The 21361-nt window shown below is 69.8% G+C and carries 19 protein-coding genes, 1 tRNA gene and 1 pseudogene; 18 read left to right on the top strand and 3 right to left on the bottom strand.

The genetic code is table 11. The features are described 5' to 3' along the window. Positions 1–2 precede the first annotated feature (2 nt). From ACZK5D_RS06115 to ACZK5D_RS06105, 3 genes are all read right to left on the bottom strand, one after another. On the bottom strand, positions 3–3788 hold the full coding sequence (locus ACZK5D_RS06115; protein ID WP_458993821.1) for a multifunctional oxoglutarate decarboxylase/oxoglutarate dehydrogenase thiamine pyrophosphate-binding subunit/dihydrolipoyllysine-residue succinyltransferase subunit: 3786 nt from the start codon (positions 3786–3788) through the stop codon (positions 3–5). Positions 3789–3854: 66 nt separating this feature from the next. After that, complete coding sequence (locus tag ACZK5D_RS06110) at positions 3855–5195, bottom strand: glycosyltransferase 87 family protein (protein ID WP_458993822.1); 1341 nt, start codon at positions 5193–5195, stop codon at positions 3855–3857. 30 nt (positions 5196–5225) lie between these two features. After that, a tRNA-Arg gene (locus ACZK5D_RS06105) sits at positions 5226–5297 on the bottom strand. A 60-nt stretch (positions 5298–5357) separates the two neighbouring features. Here ACZK5D_RS06105 and ACZK5D_RS06100 point away from each other — a divergent pair. The 18 genes and pseudogenes from ACZK5D_RS06100 (at position 5358) to ACZK5D_RS06015 (ending at position 21351) form a co-directional block, all read left to right on the top strand. Then, on the top strand, positions 5358–5858 hold the full coding sequence (locus tag ACZK5D_RS06100) for a hypothetical protein (protein WP_458993823.1): 501 nt from the start codon (positions 5358–5360) through the stop codon (positions 5856–5858). 61 nt (positions 5859–5919) lie between these two features. Continuing rightward, positions 5920–7323: a diaminopimelate decarboxylase gene (gene lysA, locus ACZK5D_RS06095; protein WP_458993824.1), complete on the top strand. Its 1404-nt coding sequence runs from the start codon at positions 5920–5922 to the stop codon at positions 7321–7323. Further along, positions 7320–8624, top strand: a complete 1305-nt coding sequence (locus ACZK5D_RS06090; protein WP_458993825.1) for a homoserine dehydrogenase — start codon at positions 7320–7322, stop codon at positions 8622–8624. Before lysA ends, ACZK5D_RS06090 begins: the two co-directional genes overlap by 4 nt. A gap of 3 nt (positions 8625–8627) precedes the next feature. Beyond that, positions 8628–9527 carry a homoserine kinase gene (thrB, locus tag ACZK5D_RS06085; protein ID WP_463664659.1) on the top strand — a complete coding sequence of 300 codons (900 nt, stop codon included), beginning with the start codon at positions 8628–8630 and terminating at the stop codon, positions 9525–9527. A 199-nt stretch (positions 9528–9726) separates the two neighbouring features. After that, positions 9727–11532 carry a transcription termination factor Rho gene (gene rho, locus ACZK5D_RS06080; protein WP_463664788.1) on the top strand — a complete coding sequence of 602 codons (1806 nt, stop codon included), beginning with the start codon at positions 9727–9729 and terminating at the stop codon, positions 11530–11532. A 113-nt stretch (positions 11533–11645) separates the two neighbouring features. Continuing rightward, positions 11646–11855 (top strand): 50S ribosomal protein L31, encoded by a 210-nt coding sequence (gene rpmE / locus ACZK5D_RS06075; RefSeq protein WP_458993827.1) that lies wholly within the window; start codon positions 11646–11648, stop codon positions 11853–11855. Between the two features lie 75 nt (positions 11856–11930). Then, entirely contained in the window at positions 11931–12998 is a 1068-nt protein-coding gene (gene prfA / locus ACZK5D_RS06070; RefSeq protein ID WP_463664658.1) for a peptide chain release factor 1, read from the top strand. Then, entirely contained in the window at positions 12995–13852 is an 858-nt protein-coding gene (gene prmC / locus ACZK5D_RS06065; protein ID WP_463664657.1) for a peptide chain release factor N(5)-glutamine methyltransferase, read from the top strand. The genes prfA and prmC overlap by 4 nt, the downstream gene beginning before the upstream one ends. Continuing rightward, positions 13849–14478 (top strand): annotated as a pseudogene (locus ACZK5D_RS06060) (L-threonylcarbamoyladenylate synthase); the annotation flags it as partial. The gene prmC and the pseudogene ACZK5D_RS06060, both read left to right, overlap by 4 nt. Positions 14479–14497: 19 nt before the next feature. Beyond that, positions 14498–15640 carry an MraY family glycosyltransferase gene (locus tag ACZK5D_RS06055; protein ID WP_463664656.1) on the top strand — a complete coding sequence of 381 codons (1143 nt, stop codon included), beginning with the start codon at positions 14498–14500 and terminating at the stop codon, positions 15638–15640. Continuing rightward, on the top strand, positions 15633–16085 hold the full coding sequence (locus ACZK5D_RS06050; RefSeq protein WP_463664655.1) for a hypothetical protein: 453 nt from the start codon (positions 15633–15635) through the stop codon (positions 16083–16085). The genes ACZK5D_RS06055 and ACZK5D_RS06050 overlap by 8 nt, the downstream gene beginning before the upstream one ends. Before the next feature lie 112 nt (positions 16086–16197). Next, complete coding sequence (locus tag ACZK5D_RS06045; protein ID WP_463664654.1) at positions 16198–16362, top strand: hypothetical protein; 165 nt, start codon at positions 16198–16200, stop codon at positions 16360–16362. Positions 16363–16379: 17 nt separating this feature from the next. Next, positions 16380–17165, top strand: a complete 786-nt coding sequence (atpB, locus tag ACZK5D_RS06040) for a F0F1 ATP synthase subunit A (RefSeq protein ID WP_463664653.1) — start codon at positions 16380–16382, stop codon at positions 17163–17165. A gap of 60 nt (positions 17166–17225) precedes the next feature. After that, positions 17226–17444, top strand: coding sequence for an ATP synthase F0 subunit c (locus ACZK5D_RS06035; protein WP_182784116.1), 219 nt, complete (start codon positions 17226–17228; stop codon positions 17442–17444). An 8-nt stretch (positions 17445–17452) separates the two neighbouring features. Next, positions 17453–17998, top strand: coding sequence for a F0F1 ATP synthase subunit B (locus ACZK5D_RS06030; RefSeq protein WP_463664652.1), 546 nt, complete (start codon positions 17453–17455; stop codon positions 17996–17998). A gap of 38 nt (positions 17999–18036) precedes the next feature. Then, positions 18037–18792, top strand: a complete 756-nt coding sequence (locus tag ACZK5D_RS06025) for a F0F1 ATP synthase subunit delta (protein ID WP_463664651.1) — start codon at positions 18037–18039, stop codon at positions 18790–18792. An 18-nt stretch (positions 18793–18810) separates the two neighbouring features. Beyond that, entirely contained in the window at positions 18811–20448 is a 1638-nt protein-coding gene (gene atpA, locus ACZK5D_RS06020) for a F0F1 ATP synthase subunit alpha (RefSeq protein ID WP_463664650.1), read from the top strand. Positions 20449–20451: 3 nt separating this feature from the next. Continuing rightward, complete coding sequence (locus ACZK5D_RS06015) at positions 20452–21351, top strand: F0F1 ATP synthase subunit gamma (RefSeq protein ID WP_463664649.1); 900 nt, start codon at positions 20452–20454, stop codon at positions 21349–21351. The last annotated feature ends 10 nt before the right edge of the window (positions 21352–21361 follow it).

Raw genomic sequence — 21361 nt, 5'->3', positions numbered from 1 at the left:
GCTCAGCCTAGCGCCGCGTCGAGGAGCTCTTCCTCCTGGGTCTTGTGCACCTTCAGCGATCCCACAGAGGGCGCCGAGGACCACTCGCGCGACACCCGCCGCATCCTCAGGTCGTACTCGGGGAAGTAGCGCTTGACGTCCGCGGGAAGGTGCGCGGACAGGAACGGCCACCCGCCCTGGTTCTCCGGCTCGTCCTGGACGAAGCGGACGTCGTCGACGTGCGCGTAACGCTTCAGCGCCTTGGCCAGCTCCTCGCTGGGGAGGGGGTACAGGCGCTCCAACGCCACGATCGCCACCTTGCCCGCGAGGCCCCGCTTGTCCCGGGACGCCACCAGATCCCAGCGCACCTTTCCGGAGCACAGGATCAGGCGCTCGACCGCCGACGGATCCTCGACCGTCGGGTCGTCGAGCACCGGATGCCAGGCCCCCGAGGTGAAGTCCTCGGGATGGGAGGTGGCCAGCTTGTTGCGCAGCATCGACTTCGGCGTGGCGATGACCACGGGCCGGTGGAAGTTGACGTACGCGTGCTGCCTCAGCAGGTGGAAGTAGCTCGCCGGCGTGGAGGGCTGGCACACCGCCAGCGCGTTCTCCGCGCACAGCTGCAGCCATCGCTCGATGCGCGCAGAGCTGTGGTCCGGGCCCTGCCCCTCGTAGCCGTGCGGCAGGAGCAGCACCACGCCGGACTTCTGCGTCCACTTCGCGTTGCCGGAGGCGACGAACTCGTCGGAGATGATCTGGGCGCCGTTGACGAAGTCGCCGAACTGCGCCTCCCACATCACCAACGCATCCGGCCGGGCCACCGAGTATCCGTACTCGAAGCCGAGCGCCGCGTACTCGCTGAGCAGGGAGTCGAAGACGTCGAAGGTGCCCTGGTCCTCCGTGAGGTGCTTGAGCGGCACCCACGCCTCGTTGGTCACCCGGTCCACGATGGCCGCGAACCGCTGCGAGAACGTGCCGCGCCTCGAGTCCTGGCCGGCCAGCCGCACCGGGCGGCGCTCCATCAGCAGGGAGCCGATGGCGATCATCTCGGCCGTGGCCCAGTCGATCGGACCTTCGAGGATGGCCTGCGCCCGGCGCTCCAGCTGCGGCATCACCTTGGGATGCACGACGAACCCCTCCGGGAACTGCGTGTGCACGTCGGCGATGGTCTGCAGCATGTCCTGCGTGATCTCGGTCAGGCGGGCATCCGGCTTGGTGGGGTAGTAGGGCACCTTGCGGTAGTCGTCGTCCGTCTCGCTGGTCTCGCGGACCTCCCGGAACACGTTCTCGAGGCGCGAGCGGAACCGGTTCATGACGTCCTCGGCATCGGCCATGGAGATGTCGCCGCGGCCGATCAGGGACTCGGTGTAGAGGCGCCTCGTCGAGCGCTTCTGCTCGATGAGGTCGTACATGTTGGGTTGCGTGAAGCTCGGGTCGTCGCCCTCGTTGTGGCCGCGACGGCGGTAGGAGACCAAGTCGATGACGACGTCCTTGTGGTACTTCTGCCGGTAGTCGAACGCGGCCCGCGCCGCCCGGATGCAGGAGTCCGGATCGTCGCCGTTGACGTGCAGCACCGGCGCGGAGATGGCCTTCGCGACGTCCGTGCAGTAGGTGGAGCTGCGGGACTCGCTGGGTGCGGTGGTGAACCCCACCTGGTTGTTGACCACCACGTGGATGGTGCCGCCGGTCTTGTAGCCGCGCAACTGGCTCATCTGCAGGGTCTCGAACACCACGCCCTGGCCGGAGAACGACGCGTCGCCGTGCAGGGTGAGGGGCAGGACGGGGTAGTCGTCCGCGCCGAGGGTGTCCTGCTTCGCGCGGGCGATGCCCTGCAGGACCGGGTTGACCGCCTCGAGGTGCGACGGGTTGGCCGCCACGGAGGCCTTGATGGTGGCGCCGTTGGCGGCCACGAAGGTGCCCTCCGCGCCGAGGTGGTACTTCACGTCCCCGGTGCCGCTGCGGTCCACCTGGCCGTCGAACTCCTTGAAGATCGACGCGTACTTCTTGCCCACGATGTTGGCCAGCACGTTGAGCCGTCCGCGGTGGGGCATGCCGATGCACACCTCGTCGAGCGAGTCGTTGGCGGCGCGCTGGGCGATCTCGTCGAGCAGCACGATGAGGGACTCGCCGCCCTCCAGGGAGAAGCGCTTCTGGCCGACGAACTTGGTCTGCAGGAAGGTCTCGAAGACCTCCGCCTCGTTGAGCTTGTCGAGGGCGTGCATGTGCTCCTCGTGCGTCAGCGGCGTGTGGGGCCGCTCCATGCGCTGCTGGAACCATTCGCGCTGGCGGGGGTCCGCGATGTGCATGTACTCGACGCCGACGGTGCGGCAGTACGAGTCCTGCAGGATGCTGATGATGTCGCGCAGGGGCAGGTAGACGCGGTCCTTCCCGCCGAAGGTCCCGACGGCGAACTCGCGGTCCAGGTCCCAGATCGAGAGCCCGTGGGTCTCCAGGCGCAGGTCCTCGTGCGAACGCTGGCGGTACTCGAGCGGGTCCGTGTCGGCGACGAGATGCCCGAAGGTGCGGTAAGCGTTGACGAGCTCGAGCACGCGCGCGGTCTTGCCCACCTGGGAGTCGCGGTGCGCCGACACGTCGGGCGACCAGCGTAACGGCTCGTAGGGGATGCGCAGCGCCTCGAAGATCTCGTCGTAGAACCGGTCCTGCCCGAGCAGGAGCTCGTGCATCTTCTTGAGGAACTCGCCGGAGGTGGCCCCCTGGATGACGCGGTGGTCGTAGGTGCTGGTGAGCGTCGTCGTCTTCGAGACGCCCAGCTCGGTCATCCGCGAGGGGCTCATGCCCTGGAACTCGGCCGGGTAGTCGATGTTGCCGACCCCGAGGATCATGCCCTGCCCGTTCATGAGGCGCGGCACCGAGTGGTTGGTGCCGATCCCGCCCGGGTTGGTGAGCGACGCGGTGGTGCCCGCGAAGTCGCTGACCTGAAGCTCGCCGTCGCGGGTCTTCTTCACGACCTGCTCGTAGGCGGACCAGAACTGGAAGAAGTTGAGGTTCTCGCAGCCCTTGATGTTGGGCACCAGCAGCTGGCGGGTCTCGCCCTTGCGGATGTCGATGGCGATGCCGAGGTTGATCGACGGGTTCTCGATCAGGTTGGGCTTGCCGTCGACCACGTCGTAGGCGTTGTTCATGTCCGGCATGGCCTTGAGCGCCTTGACCATGGCGTACCCGACGAGGTGGGTGAAGGAGACCTTGCCGCCCTTGGAGGTGCGCAGGAAGTTGTTGATCACCGTTCGCTGGTCGATGACCAGCTTCATGGGCACCGCCCGCACCGACGTGGCGGTGGGGACGGTCAGCGACGACTCCATGTTCTTGGCCGTGCGCATCGGCGCCCCACGCAGCGCGGTGTACTTCGGCTGCGCGGCGGAGGGTGCGGGGCGGAGGCTGGGGTTGGGCGCGTTCGCCGAGAGCGTGGATCCGGTGCCGGGGTTGGACGGGGACTCGGAGCCCTTCCGGGCGCGCTGCTCCACCTGACTCCTGGTGGACTTCGCGGGCTCCGCCTTGGCGGGGGCCGAGGGAGCGGCCGGCGCCGGGGCTTCGGCCGCGGGCCTGGGTGCCGGGGCGGCGGTGATCTCGGGGGAGGGGGGCTCCTGCCCGGCGCGGCCGGCGGGCCTGGGGGCGGGAGCAGGCGGCTGTGGGGCCGGCTTCTCAGCTTGAGGGGTGGGCGTCGCGTCGGTGGCGAAGAGTTCGCGCCATTCCTCCGCGACCGACTGGGGATCTGCCTCGTAGGCCTCCCGCATCTCGTCGATCAGCCAGGAGTTCGCCCCGAAAGAGTCAAGTGAGTCAGGTGCTGACATGTGTGAGTGGCGGTGGCCACAATCCCCTCTGTGAGTCGGCTCCGCCGCAGACGACTGCGGCTGCTTCTACCCAGTCACCTTACCCACATCGACGGTGGGTTGCCGCCGCCCGACCAGGAGCGGAGACCGTGGCTCCGGCGACGTGGCTCCGGCGACCGGGGGCCTGCTGGCCCTCAGCGTCAGGGCGAAGGCGTAGGCGGCCAGGCACACGAGGGTGAGGTTGCGCAGCAGCAGGACGGAGGTCTCGGGTCCGGACCCCAGGGGGATCGCCATGATGCCGTAGGCGCCCCACGGGTAGGTCATCTGGGTCAGGGCCGCCACGATCACCAGGGCCACGGCGAACACGATGAGCGGCCGCCTCAGCCAGGCGCTGCTCCGGGCCACCAGGAGGGCGGCCACCGGGCCGCCGAGCCATGCGATGTACTGCGGCGACAGCGTCTTGTTGGTCACGATGGTGGCCAGCACAATGGTGAGGATGGCCAGGAGGATGGCTTCGTGCAGGCGCTCGTCGTCGTCGTGGAGGTGGCGGATCAGGCGGTAGCTGAGGTAGGCGGCGATGGCCAGCGAGAGCGCCGTCAGCACCGTCGACAGGCGGACCAGCGAGTCCACGTACGGGCCCTGCAGCTCCAGGGCGTTGAACGGCGACAGGAAGATGTTCCACGAGGGGTTGTCGGTGAAGGTGCGCAGCAGCATCAGGGGCGAGGCCGGCACCGACTCGATCTGGAGCCCGCGCTGCCCCTGCCACGTCACGGGGGAGGCCGAGCGCGACCACCCGCTGCTGATGAGAGAGGCCGCCGCGAGCCCGAAGCCCACCACCACGAATCCAGTCACCCGGCCGCGCGCCCGGGCCGAGCGCCACGGGTGGGGGGCGAGCATCGGGCCGATCAGCAGCGCGGGCCACAGTTTGATGGCTGCGCCCAGCCCCACCATGCCGCCGGCCACCCGCGGGAACCGGGTCACGAACAGGCACGCCCAGGCGACGAGGGCCGCGGGGATGAGGTCGAAGCGGTACCAGAGGATGGGGCCCTGGGCGGCGGTGAACAGGATCCAGAACAGGGCGCCCGCGGCGTTGTCGCGGCGGTAGAGGGTGATCGCGACCAGCGCGTCGAGCAGGACGAACACCGCGACGTACGTGGCGCTCCAGGTCTGCCAGCCGCCGCCCAGGCGGTAGATGGCCTGCAGGATCCACACGGCCGGCACGGGGTACTCGACCATCACGCCCGACTCGCCCTCGTCCAGCCGGAACAGGTGGTAGCCGTAGTACGACACGTCGTTGGCGACGAACTTGACCTCGTCGAGGCCCAGGAACAGGTACGAGACGTAGCGCGTGAGGAGAAACACGGCGATGAGTCCGACGGCGACGGCCCACCGCGCGGTGTCACCGGCGCCGTACCTGGAGTGGGTCATCGCCAAAGTCTCCTGCCAGCCGGCGCTGAGCGCCCCCGCGAGGATTCGAACCTCGGCTCCCGCCTCCGGAGGGCGGTGCTCTATCCCCTGAGCTACGGGGGCTGGACCCGGAAAGGTTAGCACCTCCTCAGGGGCGCTGTCGTTTCCCGCTACGGTGGCGGGGTGCGCACCCTGACTGCCCTCGCGACCTCGGTGGTGCTGCTGCTGACCTCATGCGTGTCCCGCCCGGACCCGGCGCCCGCGGTGCTGCGCGAGACTGCTCCGCCCTGGGATGCGCCGCGCGATGCCGTGTCCTACATCCGGGCCGCCGGCCTCCCCGAGCAGCCTCTGGGCACCGACACCGATCCGTGGGTCCTCGAGCTCTCCGTCACCGTCGCGGGGGAGGCGGTGGAGATCCCCGCCCACATCGGGGCGGACCGGCTGCGGGCCGTCCAGGCCCCGGTGCACACCCACGAGTCGGGCGGCGAGGTCTGGCTGGAGGGCGACGGGAACCACACCGTCACCCTCGGCGAGTTCTTCACCCTGTGGGGGGTGCGGTTCGACGGGGAGTGCCTGGGCGCCGCGTGCGGAGGGGTGAGCGTCAGCGCCGACGGCGAACCGGTCACCGATCCGGAGTCGCTCGTGCTGCGCGGGACCCGCGAGGTCGCCGTCGCCGCTCCCTGACCGCGTCCGCCCCGATGAGGTGGATGGCGGCGGGGCGCGGCGCTCTGGCAGGCTTGGCGCCATGACGCACATGCACATCGCCGGGTCGATCCACGCGGACGCGGCGCACGGGGGCCCACAGTGGCTGGACGTGCCCGCGGATCTCAACGCGCTGGATCTCAAGCTCTGGCCGCGTGGGGCGCATCGCGACGACCGGGGCCGCATCGTGGTGGCCGGCATCCCGCTCACGGACGTCGCGGAGGAGCACGGCACGCCCGCCTACGTCATCGACGAGGCGGACTTCCGGTCGCGTGCGGCCGAGTTCCGCGAGGCCTTCCCCGGATGGGACATCTTCTACGCGGGCAAGGCGCTGCTGACCCGCACGGTCGCGCGCTGGGCGGCAGAGGAGGGACTCAACCTGGACGTGACCACGATGGGGGAGATGCGCATCGCGTTGGCCGGCGGCATGCCCGCCGCGCGCCTCGGGCTGCACGGCAACAACAAGTCCGACGAGGAGATCGTCTTCGCCCTCGAACAGGGCGTGGGGCGCATCATCGTGGACTCGTTCGACGAGATCGCCCGCCTGGAGAAGGCCTGCGCCGAGGGTGGGCACAGGGCGCGGGTGATGGTGCGCGTGACCACCGGCGTGGAGGCCCACACGCACGAGTACATCGCCACGGCGCACGAGGACCAGAAGTTCGGCCTCTCGATCACCGGCGGTCAGGCCCTGACCGCGCTGGTGCGCTGCCACAGCTCGCAGTACCTGGACCTGGCGGGGATCCACAGCCACATCGGCTCGCAGATCTTCGACACCCACGGCTTCGAGGTGGCGATCCGCCGCACCATGCGGCTCGCGTCCCAGTTCCGCACCGCCACCGGCGTGGAACTGGCCGAGCTGGACCTGGGCGGCGGCTTCGGCATCGCCTACACCTCCGCGGACACCCCCGCGCCCACCTCCGAGATCGCCGCCGGGTTCGAGGAGATGATCGACCACGAGTGCCGCGCCTTCGGGCTGAAGCGGCCGCACCTGTCCATCGAGCCCGGCCGGGCGATCTGCGGCCCCGCCGGCGTGGCGATCTACCGCGTGGGCACGGTCAAGATCGTCGATCTGGAGGGCGGGCGCTCCCGCGTCTACGTCAGCGTCGACGGCGGCATGAGCGACAACATCCGTCCCGCCCTCTACGCGGCTGAGTACTCGGCGGCCATCGCCAACCGCCTCTCCGACCGGGAACCGGTGTTGAGCCGGGTCGTCGGGAAGCACTGCGAGGGCGGCGACATCCTCATCCGCGACGTGTTCCTCCCCGCCGACGTGGCCATCGGTGACCTGATCGCCGTGCCCGGCTCGGGCGCCTACGCGCGCAGCATGGCCAGTAACTACAATCAGATCCCGAAGCCCCCCGTCGTCTCGGCGAAGGACGGCGTCACCCGCGTGATGCTGCGCCGCGAAACCCTGGAGGACCTGATGAGATTGGACGTGGGAGAGTGAGCAAGCCGCTCAAGGTGGCGCTGTTGGGCGCCGGCGTGGTCGGGTCGCAGGTGGCCCGCATCATCCTGAACGAGGGGCCAACCCTGGAGTCGCGCATCGGGCGCAGGTTGGAGCTCGTCGGCATCGGCGTGCGCCGGCTGGAGGCGGAGCGCCCGGGCATCGATCCGGCGCTGCTGACCACGGACCTCGAGTCGCTGGTGGCCCGCACGGACCTCGACATCGTCGTCGAGCTCATCGGCGGCATCGAGCCCGCGCGCAGCCTCCTGCTGACGGCGATCGCCAACGGTGCCTCGGTGGTGTCGGCGAACAAGGCACTCCTGGCCGATGAGCTGGGGCTGCTCTCGCGCGCCGCCGAGGAGAAGGGGGTGGACCTCTACTACGAGGCCGCCGTCGCCGGCGCCATCCCGATCGTCCGGCCGCTGAGGGAGTCGCTCGTGGGCGACGACATCACCGCCGTGATGGGCATCGTCAACGGCACCACCAACTACATCCTCGACAAGATGGTCACCGACGGCAGCAGCTTCGACGAGGCCCTGGCCGAGGCACAGGAGCTCGGGTATGCCGAGGCGGACCCGACGGCCGACATCGAGGGCCACGACGCGGCCGCCAAGGCCGCCATTCTGGCCGCGCTGGCCTTCCACACCGAGGTCAGGCGCGACGAGGTGTTCTGCGAGGGCATCTCGCAGGTGACCGCGGCGGACATCGCGGCGGCGGAGCAGATGGGCTGCACGATCAAGCTGCTGGCCATCGCGAAGCTGACCGACGACGACAGGGTCATCGTCAAGGTGCACCCGGCGATGGTCGCCAACAAGCATCCGCTGGCCTCCGTCTCCGGCGCCTACAACGCCATCTTCGTGAAGTCCCGCGAGGCCGGGGACCTCATGTTCCTCGGCCAGGGCGCCGGGGGCGCCCCCACCGCCAGCGCGGTCATGGGCGACGTGGTGACGGCCGCCCGCAACCGGCACCGCGGCACCGCCGCGCACGGCGGCTCCAGCTACACCAGCCGTGCGGTGGCACCCATCGGGGAGTCCGAGGCGCAGTTCTACGTCAGCTTCGACGTGGTGGACCGGCCCGGCGTCCTCGCCCGGTGCGCGGCCATCTTCGGCGAGCACGGGGTGTCGTTGCGCATCGTGCAGCAGAGCTACCGCGAGGGCGGCGAGCACGAGGCGGGCTTCGCCGCCAGCCTGGGGGTCATGACCCATGTCACCCGTGAGAGCGACCTGGCCCTCGTCCTCGACGAGCTCCGGACGGCGGACTTCGTCGGCTCGGACGTGCGCGTCATGCGCGTCGAGGGCTTCTGATCCATGACGAGGCTCACCGTCCGGGTTCCGGCCACCACCGCGAACCTGGGGTCCGGGTTCGACTGCGTCGGGATGGCGTTCGACTGGTACGACGAGGTCACGCTCGACGTGTCGGACAGGCCCGGCCTGGAGGTGGTCGTCGACGGTGAGGGGGCCGACGGCGTGCCGCTGGACGAGGGCCACCTCGTCGTCTCGTCGCTGCTCGACGGGCTGAAGCAGTTCGGCGCCGCGCGGCCGGCCGGGATGCGCCTGACCTGCCGCAACACCATCCCGCACTCGAGGGGCCTGGGGTCGTCGGCCGCCGCGATCGTGGCCGGCCTGACGCTGGCCTGGGGCGTCGCGCGCCCAGGGGCAGAGGTGGACCGGGCGGCTATCACCCGGCTGGCCACCGCGGCCGAGGGGCACCCGGACAACGCCGGGGCCGCGGTGTGGGGAGGGGCCATCCTCGCGTGGGCCCGCGAGGGCAAGGTGTCGCTGGTGCAGTTGCCGCTCCCGGCGGACTTCGAGGCAGTGGCCTTCGTCCCCGGCTTCGAGTGCCGCACGGACGAGGCGCGGCGGGTCCTCCCTCAGACGGTCTCCCGGTCAGACGCCGTGGCGCAGGCGATCGCCGCGGCCGCCCTGCCGCTGGCGCTGACGGTCCGGCCCGACCTGCTGCTCGACGCCACCGCTGACCTCCTCCATCAGCAGTACCGGGCGGACCTCATGCGTCCCGCCTACGAGCTCATGCAGCGGCTCCGGACGGCGGGCGTGCCGGCGGCCATCTCGGGGGCCGGCCCGACGGTGATCGCCGTCGGCCCGCCCGGGCAGCTGGCGGGCGTCGGAGAGGTCGCGGCCGAGGGGTTCGCGCAGCGGCGGATGCGGCCCTCCGCGGGGGTCGAGCTGATCTCCGCGCCGGCGATCTGAGCCGATTCTTTGGCCGTCGCCGGATCAGTTGCTAGGCTGAATGACGGTTTACCCCGAGGCGCCGCCGTGGCGATCACACTTCCCGGCTGCTGGCGCCCACGTATTCCACCACTCTGACGCCGTCGGCGCGCATCGTCAGCTGCCCCCACGGCTCCATGGAAGGAACCATTCGTTGAGCGAATCCACAGACCTGTCCGCTATGAAGCTGGTCGAGCTCAAATCAGTCGCAACCCGTCTGGGGATCAAGGGCGTCTCCGCGATGCGCAAGGGAGACCTCGTGGGCGCCATCCAGTCCGCTGGCGGGCCGGCGAAGGTCTCAGCACCGGCCGCTTCGGACTCCGGCGCGTCCGCGCCGGCGGACCGGGCCCCGAGCCGGCAGCGCAGGCCCAGGACCGAGCAGCCCGTGGCCCAGACCGACCGGGCCGTGGCCCAGGCGGAGCGGCAGCCGCGCGAGTCGACGGGTGAGACGCGGCAGCAGGCTCAGGCGGAGCTGCCCACGGAGGCCCCAGCGGCCCGCGAGCCCCGCGCACAGCAGGCGTCCGAGCCGCAGTCCGAGGGCGAAGGGGGACGCAACCGCCGCCGTCGCAATCGGGAGCGCGGCCCGCAGCAGCAGGACACCATCGACGAGGTGGGGGAGCTCCTCGAGGCGGCCATGGGCGGCGGCAAGCCCGCCGCGGCACCCTCGACGGCGCCCGCGACACAGGCTCCTCCGATGAACATCGAGCCGGGCGGCTACGACGACGACCAAGGCGGCTCGCGCCGCAGCCGTCGGCGCCGCAACCGGGACCGTCAGGACCGCCAGACCCGCCGCCCGGCCAGGGCCGGCCAGGGCATGGAGCGCATGGAGGCCGAGCCCACCGTCGCCGAGGGCGACGTGCTCGCCACCATCTCCGGCATCGTCGACATCCAGGACAACTACGCCTTCGTGCGCACCACGGGCTACCTGCCCGGCCCGAGCGACGCGTACATCTCGATGTCGACCGTCCGCCGCTACGGCATGCGCCGCGGCGACGTGATCACCGGCGCCATCCGCACGCCCCGCGACGGCGAGCGGAGGGAGAAGTTCAGCCCGCTCGTCCGCCTCGACACCATCAACGGCGATGATCCGGAGAAGGCCAAGGGCCGCGCCGAGTTCGCCAAGCTCACGCCGCTCTACCCGCAGGAGCGGCTGCGCCTCGAGACGGTGCAGACCAACATCGCGGGCCGGATCATCGACCTCGTCTCGCCCATCGGCAAGGGGCAGCGCGGGCTGATCGTCTCGCCGCCCAAGGCGGGCAAGACCATGGTGATGCAGGCCATCGCCAACGCCATCGCGGTCAACAACCCCGAGGTGCACCTCATGGTGGTCCTCGTCGACGAGCGCCCCGAGGAGGTCACGGACTTCCAGCGGACCGTCTCCGGCGAGGTCATCGCCTCCACGTTCGACCGTCCGGCGGAGGACCACACCATGGTCGCCGAGCTCGCCATTGAGCGGGCCAAGCGGCTCGTGGAGCTCGGCCACGACGTGGTGGTGCTGCTCGACGGCATCACCCGCCTGGGGCGTGCCTACAACCTCGCCGCGCCGGCCTCTGGACGCATCCTGTCCGGTGGCGTGGACTCGGCCGCGCTGTACCCGCCGAAGAAGTTCTTCGGCGCCGCGCGCAACATCGAGAACGGCGGCTCGCTCACCATCCTGGCCACCGCCCTCATCGAGACCGGCTCGAAGATGGACGAGGTGATCTTCGAGGAGTTCAAGGGCACCGGCAACATGGAGCTGCGCCTCCGCCGCGAGCTTGCGGACAAGCGCATCTTCCCGGCCATCGACGTGGACGCCTCCGGCACCCGACGCGAGGACCTGCTGCTGGGCCGCGACGAGCTGAACATCATCTGGAAGCTGCGTCGGGCGCTGTCCGGCCTCGACGATCAGCAGGCGCTGGAGACCCTCAAGTCCCGGATGACCAAGACCGCGAGCAACCACGAGTTCCTGCTCAGCGTCCTGAAGACCACCCCGGCGGCCGACGGCTGATCCGCCGACTTGGTATTACGTGGCCGGCGAGGCACAATTGGGGGTCGCGCCGGTTCACGCATCCTCCAGGCCCACCAGGGCCAGCGACCCGGCCATCGATTCAAGGAGTGACCATGAAGCAGGGCATCCACCCTGATTACGTCGAGACCCAGGTCCACTGCACCTGTGGCAACACGTTCACCACCAAGAGCACCAGCAAGAAGGGCGCGCTCAGCGCCGACGTCTGCGCCGAGTGCCACCCGTTCTACACCGGCAAGCAGAAGATCCTCGACACCGGTGGCCGCGTGGCCCGCTTCGAGAAGCGGTACGCGAAGAAGTCCTAGCTTCACGCTCGGGCGTCGGGAGGGTTGCGACCCGCCCGGCGCCCGTTTCGTTTGCCGCCACAGAAGGAGTCCGTGATGTTCGACAACGCCCAGCCCCTCGTCGACGAGTTCCGTGATCTCGAGGCGCAGCTCTCGGACCCCGCACTGCACTCGGACGTGGCCCGCTCGCGGAGGGTCGGTCGGCGCTACGCGGCGCTGCGGCCCATCGTCGAGGGGATCGACCTGTTCCGCCGGCTGACCGAGGACCGTGAGGCCGCCGTCGAGCTGGCCGCCGACGACTCGTCGTTCGCCGACGAGGTGGCGGACCTCGACGCGCAGCTGGAGGTGGCCACCGCACGGCTGACCAGGCTCCTCGCCCCCCGGGACCCCAACGACGACGCCGACGCGCTGGTGGAGATCAAGTCGGGGGAGGGCGGCGACGAGTCGGCCCTGTTCGCCGGGGACCTGCTGAAGATGTACACCCGCTACGCGGAGCAGGTCGGCTGGAAGGTGGAGCTGCTGGACTCGCAGGAGACCGATCTGGGGGGCTACAAGTCAGTGACCGTCGCGGTGAAGGCGGCGGCGGGCAGCGGCTTCGGCCCGTACGGCAGGCTCAAGTTCGAGGGCGGCGTGCACCGCGTGCAGCGCGTGCCGGTCACCGAGTCACAGGGACGCATCCACACCTCCGCGGCGGGGGTGATGGTGATGCCCGACGTCGAGGCCGACGAGGTGGAGATCAACGACGACGACCTCCGCATCGACGTCTTCCGCGCCTCCGGCCCGGGTGGCCAGGGCGTCAACACCACCGACTCCGCGGTGCGGATCACGCACCTGCCGACGGGCACGGTGGTGTCCTGCCAGAACGAGCGGTCCCAGCTGCAGAACCGCGACTCGGCCATGCGCATGCTCCGCGCCCGGATCACCGCCTTGGCGGAGGCCGAGGCCGCCTCGGCGGCCTCCGAGGCGCGCAAGTCCCAGGTCCGCACCGTGGACCGCTCCGAGCGCATCCGCACCTACAACTATCCCGAGAACCGGATCACGGACCACCGCATCGGGTACAAGGCCCACAACCTCGACCAGTTCCTCGAGGGGGCGATGACGCCCCTGCTGGACGCGCTGGCGGAGCAGGACCTGGCCGAGCGGCTGGCAGGGGTGGGCGGGTGACGGAGGTCGCCTTCGAGGTCGCGGCCCGTCTCGCCCGGGCCGGCTCGCCGAGCCCCGGTCCGGAGGCGCGGCAGCTGGTCGCCCACGTCCTGGGCGTGGAACCGTCGGGGCTGCTGCGGATCGGGAGCGTCACCGCCGCCCAGCTGGCCGCCATCGACGAGCTGGCGCGGCGTCGCGCCGAGGGCGTGCCCCTGCAGCACCTCACCGGCGAGGCCCACTTCCGCTACGAGACCCTCGCCGTCGGCCCGGGGGTGTTCATCCCCCGGCCGGAGACCGAGGAGATGGTGGGCTGGGCCCTGGCGCGCCTCGCCGAGCGGCCCGTGGGCTCTCGTCGGGTCGTCGAGCTGTGCGCCGGCTCGGGGGCCATCACCGCGTCGATCGTCAGGGAGCTCGGCGGGGTCGAGGCGCACGCCGTCGAGCTGTCGGCCGACGCCTTCGCCTACCTCACGCGCAACCTCGAGGGGCTGGGCGTGGACGCGGTGCAGGGTGACATGGCTGGGGCGTTCCGGCACCTGGACGGCGCCGTCGACCTCGTGATCGCCAACCCCCCCTACATCCCAGAGACGCATCGCGGGCTGCTCCCCACCGACGTGGTGGACCACGACCCGGAGCTCGCCCTGTTCTCCGGAGCCGACGGGTTGGACGCCCTCCGCGTGGTCGCGGGTGTCGCGGCGAGGCTGCTCCGGCCCGACGGGCTACTGGCCACCGAGCACGACGAGAGCCACGCCGCGGAGGTCGTCTCGCTCGTGGCCGCGGCCGGCTTCGGCGACGTCACCTCCCGGCCGGACCTCACCGGCCGCCCCCGGTACGTCACGGGCGTCAGGCTGCCCGCCCATGGCAGGATTGCCCCGTGACCGACGTGTTCAACCTCAGCACCGACCACGAGGCAGGCCTGGCGGCGGCGGCTGAAGCCGTTCGCGGCGGCCGGTGCGTCGTGCTCCCCACCGACACCGTGTACGGAATCGGCGCCAACGCGTTCGACGCCGACGCGGTTCAGGGCCTGCTGGACGCCAAGGAGCGCGGCCGCGACATGCCGCCGCCGGTCCTGATCGCCGAGCCGTCCATGCTCCGGGCCATCGCCGACGAGGTGCCCGCGGGCGCCGCGGCCCTGGCCAAGGCCTTCTGGCCGGGGGCGCTCACGCTTATCCTCAAGGCGCAGCCGCGCTCGGGCATGTCGCTGGGGGAGACGAAGGGCACGGTCGCGGTGCGCGTCCCCGATCACGACGGTGCCCGGGCCCTCCTGCGCCGCACCGGCCCCCTGGCGGTCAGCTCGGCCAACGTGTCCGGACAGCCGGCGGCGCTGACCTGCGACGAGGCCAGAGATCAGCTGGGGGAGCGGGTCGCGGTCTACCTCGACGGCGGCCCGGTCACCGGGGGAGTGGCCTCCACCATCGTCGACTTCGCCTCCGTCGCCGGGGGACGCGTGCTGCGCCAGGGCGCGCTCCCGCTCGAGGCCCTGCTCGAGGTCGCCCCGGAGATCGAACAGGGCTAACCCGCACATGCGCGAATACCTCCTTGTGCTGCTGGTCGCCGGCGGCACGACCTATCTCCTGGCCGGCCTGGCCCGGAGCATCGCGGTGCGCACGGGGGCGCTCGCGACGGTGCGCAGCCGCGACGTCCACACCGAGCCCATCCCGTACTTCGGCGGCGTGGCGATGTTCGGTGGCCTGGTCGTGGCCTTCCTGCTGGCCCTCCAGATGCCGTTCCTGGGCCGCTACACCACGGTGGAACACGACGCGTGGGCGGTGGTGTGGGCCGGCCTCATCATCACGGTCATCGGCGTCCTCGACGACAAGTACGACATGCCCGCACTGGTCAAGCTCGGGGGACAGGTGCTGGCCGCGGGCGTCGCGGTGCTGCAGGGGGTGCGGATCTACTGGATCCCTCTGCCGAACCGGATCGTCGCCCTGGACGACGCCAGCAGCATCCTGATCACCGTCTTCTTCATCGCCCTGTGCGTCAACGCGGTCAACTTCGTCGACGGGCTCGACGGCCTCGCCGCCGGTGTGGTCACCATCGGCTCCGGGGCGTTCTTCAGCTACACCTATGTGCTGGCCTATGAGCAGGAGCTGGTCCGGGCCACAACGGCCAGCCTCATCACGGTGGCCACCTGCGGAATCGCGGCGGGCTTCCTGCTGCACAACTTCCACCCGGCGAAGATGTTCATGGGGGACTCGGGTGCGATGCTGCTCGGGTTGCTCATGGCCATGAGCGCCATCTCGTTCACCGGCCAACTCGACCCGGGAGCGACGGATCAGAACGACGGCAACCTGCTGCCCGCGCTGCTGCCCATCCTGCTGCCCCTCGCCGCGCTCGCGCTGCCCATCGCCGACCTGATTCTCGCCTGGGCACGGCGCACGTGGAAGGGGCAGCACGTCTTCCACGCCGACAAGCAGCACCTCCACCACAGGCTGCTGGCGATGGGCCACTCGCACTGGGGCGCCGTGCTGCTCATGTACGGCTGGACGGCCGTGGTGTCGGTGGGCCTCGTGGTGATGGCGCTGTCGAGCTGGCCCTACATGGGGTGGGTTGTCGCGCTCGCGCTGCTGACGGTCCTCGCGCTGACGATCCGTCCGGTGCGCTCCGCTCCGGTCGAGGCCGGCGCCGATCCCGACGTGACCGCCGACGAGCGCCGTGGCTGAGCGACGGGTCACCGACGCCACCAGGCGCGCGCGGCAGATGATGATCGGCGGCCTGGTGGGCGGCCATACCGTCGGCCTGACCGTGATCGGGCTGGCGCTGGCGCTCGGCGGTGCTCCGGCCGCTGTCACGGCGGCGCTCGGGTTCGCCGCCGTCGTCATCTTCTACTCCGTGGGTCAGGCCATCGAGGTGGTGGCCTCGGAGCTGGCCGACTTCCAGGGCATGGCTCTGGTGCTGGTCAGCTACGCGGTGCGGGTGATCGGAATCGCGGCCGGGCTGTGGTTCATCCTCAGCCATCCCGCCGTCGCCCCGCTGGTGAGGGACGGCTGGCTGCTCCTCAGCGTGGCAGGCACCGTGCTCGCGTGGGTCACCGGGGTGGTGCTGGTGGCGTCGCGTCAGAGGGTGCCGGTCTACGACACCGATTACCACCCCCCCTCGGTGGACTGACCCCCGACGGAATATGATTCGGCGCCGCGTTTCCGCTAGGCTCACTCACGACATGGGCAACTCACCGTCAGGGAACGCGCCAGAAGGTCCTGGAGGGCGCTCGGATGACGGCATGCTCGTGCTCAGCTACCTGCTCAGCGGGATCATCTTCTACGGTGGCCTCGGTTGGGTCGGGGACTACTTCCTGAATACTTCGTGGTTGCTGCCGCTCGGCCTGATCCTCGGCCTGGTGACCAGCCTCTACCTCATCATCAAGCGATACGGGAGCGGTACGTGACACTGGGGCTACTTCCGATGGAGACCGGTAGCGAGGGCGGATACCACCCCCCAGGCACCGACGACTTCCTGTGGTACTCCGTCTGGCCGGGCGTGCTGCCGGACTGGATGAACAAGCCGTTCTTCCAGGCCCTGATCGGCGCGGCACTGGTCATGATCTTCTGGTGGGTGGCGTCGCGGAACCTGAAGGTCAAGCCCACCAAGAGCCAGTTCTTCGCCGAGTACGTCTACGAGTTCGTGCGCAACGGCATCGCGCGCGACATCCTCCACCACGACTTCAAGAAGTTCCTTCCCTATCTCCTGGGCCTGTTCTCCTTCATCCTGGTGAACAACTGGTTCGGCGAGTTCTTCCTCTTCATGTACCCCACGTTCTCCAATGTCGGCTACGCCTACGGCCTGGCCATCCTGTCGTGGCTCATCTATGTGGGAGCCGGGTTCAGGAAGTGGGGCTTCGGAGGCTTCCTGAAGAAGGCGCTCATCCCAGAGGGAGTGCCCGGATACCTCCTCGTGCTGGTGATCCCGCTGGAGTTCCTGGCCACCTTCGTCACGCGTCCCATCACGCTGGCCCTGCGTCTCTTCGCCAACCTGTTCGCCGGCCACCTCGTGGTCATGGTGTTCGTGGTGGGCGGCGGCTACCTGCTCACGGTGCAGGACAACCTGTTCTTCAACGTGGCCGGTGGCGTCTCGCTCGCGTTCAGCCTCATCATCCTCTGCCTGGAGCTGTTCATCGGCGCCCTGCAGGCCTACATCTTCACGGTCCTCACCGCCCAGTACGTGTCCACCTCGATCGCCGAGGCGCACTAAAGTCAACCCGACTCCTGAGAAACAAGCCCGTTCTCAGAAGCCATCCGAAAGGAAAAATCAATGTCCCTCCTCGAAATCACCGGCTCGCTGAACATGATCGGCTACGCGATCGCCACGATCGCGCCGGCCCTCGGCGTCGCCTGGATCTTCGCGTCGGTCATCAACGGCACCGCCCGCCAGCCTGAGGCTCGTGGCGCCATGATGGGCACCGCCTTCATCGGCTTCGCCGTGGTTGAGGCTCTCGCCATCATCGCCATCGCCCTCGCCTTCGTCCTCTGAGCAGCATCATGTTCCCCTTCACCGGGGCGCTTCTCGAGATCGATCTGGGGCCCCTTCTGCCCCACTATCTCTCGGAGATCGTCGTCGGCATCGTCCTGATGCTGCTGATCTACGTGCTGATGCGCAAGGCCGTGGTACCGGCCTTCGAGAAGATGTACGAGGAGCGCTCGAACAAGATCGAGGGCGGCATGCAGCGGGCGGCGGCGGCGGAAGCCAAGGCCGAGGCTGCGCTCGCCGAATACAGCGACCAGCTGGCCGCTGCCCGCGAAGAGGCCGCACGCATCCGCGAGGACGCGAAGAACCAGTCCGCGACGGTGCTGGCCGAGGCCCGCGACAAGGCTGCCAAGGAGTCCCAGCGGATTCTCGAGGCCGGCCGCGTGCAGCTCGAGGCCGAGCGGGCGCAGCTCGTCCACGACCTCAGGGGTGAGGTCGGTGGCATGGCCACCGTCCTGGCCGGCAAGATCGTCGGCGAGTCGTTGACCGACGACGAGCGCGCCATGCGCACCGTGGACCGGTTCCTGGCTGAGCTCGAGTCGGCGGGTCAGGCCCGATGATGGCCCGCGGCGCCGCACCCGCTGGACTCGATTCAACCGTGGACGGCATCTCTCCCGATGTCGCCACGGCGAGCGAGCTGTTCGCCGTCGTCGACCTGATCGACGGCCAGCCGATGCTGCGTCGTTCCCTGTCGGACCCGTCGGCCTCGTTCGAGGACCGCTCGGGGCTGGCCACGCGCCTGTTCGGCGGTCGCGTGTCGGCGTCGACGCTCGCCGTCCTCTCGGAGGTGCTGCGTGCCTCCTGGGGCAGCGGCGCGGACATGGTGGCCGGAATCGAGCGGCAGGGCATCCGCCTGGCGCTCCAGTCGGCCCACCGGAACGGCGATATCGACGAGGTGTCGGACCAGCTGCACGCGCTGGCGGCCACCATCGACTCGTCCCCCGAGCTTGCCGGGACGCTGCGCAACCAGACCTACCCCGTCGAGGCCAAGAAGTCCCTCGTGGACACGCTGATCGCGGGCAAGGTCCATCCGGTCACCCGCACGCTCGCCGCGCGGGCGGTCAGGGCCAGGCGCCGCAACATCGGGCAGACGGTGGGCGCCATCCTGGAGATGGCCGCCGACGTGGCCGGTGAGAAGATCGCCCGCGTCACGGTGGCCAGGCCCCTCGACGAGGCGCGCGTCGCGCGGCTCAAGAAGGCGCTGGAGGCCCAGATCGGCCGCACCGTATCCCTGCAGATCGACGTGGACCCCTCGGTCCTCGGCGGCATGAATGTGGCCATCGACGACGACGTCATCGAATCAACCGTTGCCGCCCGGCTTGACCAGGCGCGTCGGCAACTCAACTCCCGTTAGACGAAAGTAGATAACGCAATGGCTGAACTCACCATCAGTCCGGACGAGATCCGTAGCGCGCTGGACGACTTCGTCCAGTCTTACCAGCCCCAGGCCGCTTCACGGACCGAGGTCGGCACCGTCGTGACCTCGGGAGACGGCATCGCGCGGGTCGAGGGTCTGCCCTCGGCGATGGCGAACGAGCTGTTGCGCTTCGCGAACGGCACTCTGGGCATCGCACTCAACCTGGACGAGCGTGAGATCGGCGTCGTCGTCCTCGGAGACTCCGAGGGCATCGACGAGGGCTCGATCGTGCACGGCACGGGCGACGTGCTCTCCGTCCCGGTCGGCGACGGCTACCTCGGCCGCGTCGTGGACGCCATGGGCAACCCGATCGACGGCCTGGGCGAGATCACCGACATCGACGGGCGGCGCGCGCTCGAGCTTCAGGCCGCCGGCGTCATGGACCGCCAGGAGGTGCGCGAGCCGCTGCAGACCGGCCTCAAGGCCATCGACGCGATGATCCCGATCGGCCGCGGCCAGCGCCAGCTCATCATCGGCGACCGCAAGACCGGCAAGACGGCCATCGCGATCGACGCGATCATCAACCAGAAGGCCAACTGGGAGTCCGGCGACAAGAAGAAGCAGGTCCGCTGCATCTACGTCGCCGTCGGCCAGAAGGGCTCCACGATCGCCGAGGTCCGCAGCACCCTCGAGGCCGCGGGGGCGCTGGAGTACACCACCATCGTGCACTCCCCGGCCTCCGATCCCGCGGGCTTCAAGTACATCGCCCCCTACTCGGGCTCGGCCATCGGCCAGCACTGGATGTACCAGGGCGCCCACGTCCTCATCGTGTTCGACGACCTGACCAAGCAGGCGGAGGCGTACCGCGCCATGTCCCTGCTGCTGCGCCGTCCCCCGGGCCGCGAGGCGTACCCCGGCGACGTGTTCTACCTCCACTCCCGTCTCCTGGAGCGCTGCGCCAAGCTCTCCGACGAGCTCGGCGGCGGCTCGATGACCGGCCTGCCGATCATCGAGACGAAGGCCAACGACGTGTCGGCCTACATCCCCACCAACGTGATCTCCATCACCGACGGCCAGATCTTCCTCCAGTCGGACCTGTTCAACGCGAACCAGCGCCCGGCCGTCGACGTCGGCGTGTCGGTGTCGCGAGTCGGTGGCGCGGCGCAGATCAAGGCCATGAAGGCGGTGGCGGGTTCGCTCAAGATCAGCCTGGCGCAGTACCGCGACATGCAGGCCTTCGCGATGTTCGCGTCGGACCTGGACGCGGCCACGCGTCGTCAGCTGGACCGCGGCGCGCGCCTCACCGAGCTCCTCCGCCAGGGCCAGTACGCGCCGTACCCGGTCGAGGATCAGGTCGTGTCCGTGTGGTCGGGCATCGAGGGTCACTTCGACGACGTCCCGGTCGACGACGTGCTGCGCTTCGAGCAGGAGTTCCTGGACCACCTGCGCCACAACGGCACCGTCCTGCAGACCATCGCGCAGACCCAGCTCTTCGGCGACGACCTCAAGGACGCCACCATCAAGGCGTTGGGTGATTTCAAGACGGTCTTCCGCACCTCCGAGGGCAAGCTGCTCGTGGGGCGCGAGGAGCACAAGCCGCTCGCGGACGAGGAGATCGGCCAGGAGACGATCGTCCGCCAGAAGCGGGGTTAGTCGATGGCCAGCAGTCTGCGAGAGCTTCGCGAGCGCCGGAGGTCGGTGAGCACGACGAAGAAGATCACCCGCGCCATGGAGCTGATCGCCGCGTCGCGCATCATCAAGGCGCAGAACGCGGCCCGGTCCGCGCTGCCGTACACGCGCGAGCTGACCAGGGCGGTCTCGTCCCTGGCCAGCGCGCACGACCTGGATCACCCGCTCCTCGTCGACGTCGACCGGCCGCAGCGCTCCGCGGTGCTGCTGGTCACGTCGGACCGCGGCCTGGCCGGGGCGTACTCGGCCAACGTGATCAAGGCGGCCGAGCAGCTGCACACCAAGCTCAAGGGCGAGGGCCAGGACGTCGTGATGTACATCACGGGGCAGAAGGGCGTGGCCTACTACGACTTCAGGAAGCGTCCCGTCGAGCAGAGCTGGACGGGCTTCTCCGACCGGCCCACCTACGACAACGCCCGCGAGATCGCCCAGGTGCTGCTGGACAAGTTCCTGCAGCCCACCGAGGAGGGGGGCGTGGACCAGCTGCACGTGGTCAACACCCGCTTCGTGTCGATGCTCACTCAGACCGCCACCACCCGGCGCCTGCTGCCGCTCGTCGTCGAGGATGCCCCGGTGGATCCGGACCCGGCGGGGGAGGAGCTCAACCCGTTCTTCCACTTCGAGCCGGACATCCGCACGGTGCTGGACTCGCTCCTGCCCCTGTTCGTGGCCAACCGCATCTACAGCGCCCTGCTGCAGTCGGCGGCCTCCGAGCTGGCCAGCCGCCAGCGGGCGATGAAGTCCGCGACGGACAACGCCCAGGCTCTGATCGAGCAACTGACCCGCGAGGCGAACCAGGCCCGCCAGGCGGAGATCACCCAAGAAATCACTGAAATCGTCGGTGGCGCCTCGGCGCTGTCCGAGTAGCCGTCAAACG

This window comes from Tessaracoccus yangjingae, from assembly GCF_055326235.1.
The sequence above is the reverse complement of the archived record's forward strand: the minus strand, read 5'-3'. Positions and strand labels throughout refer to the sequence as shown.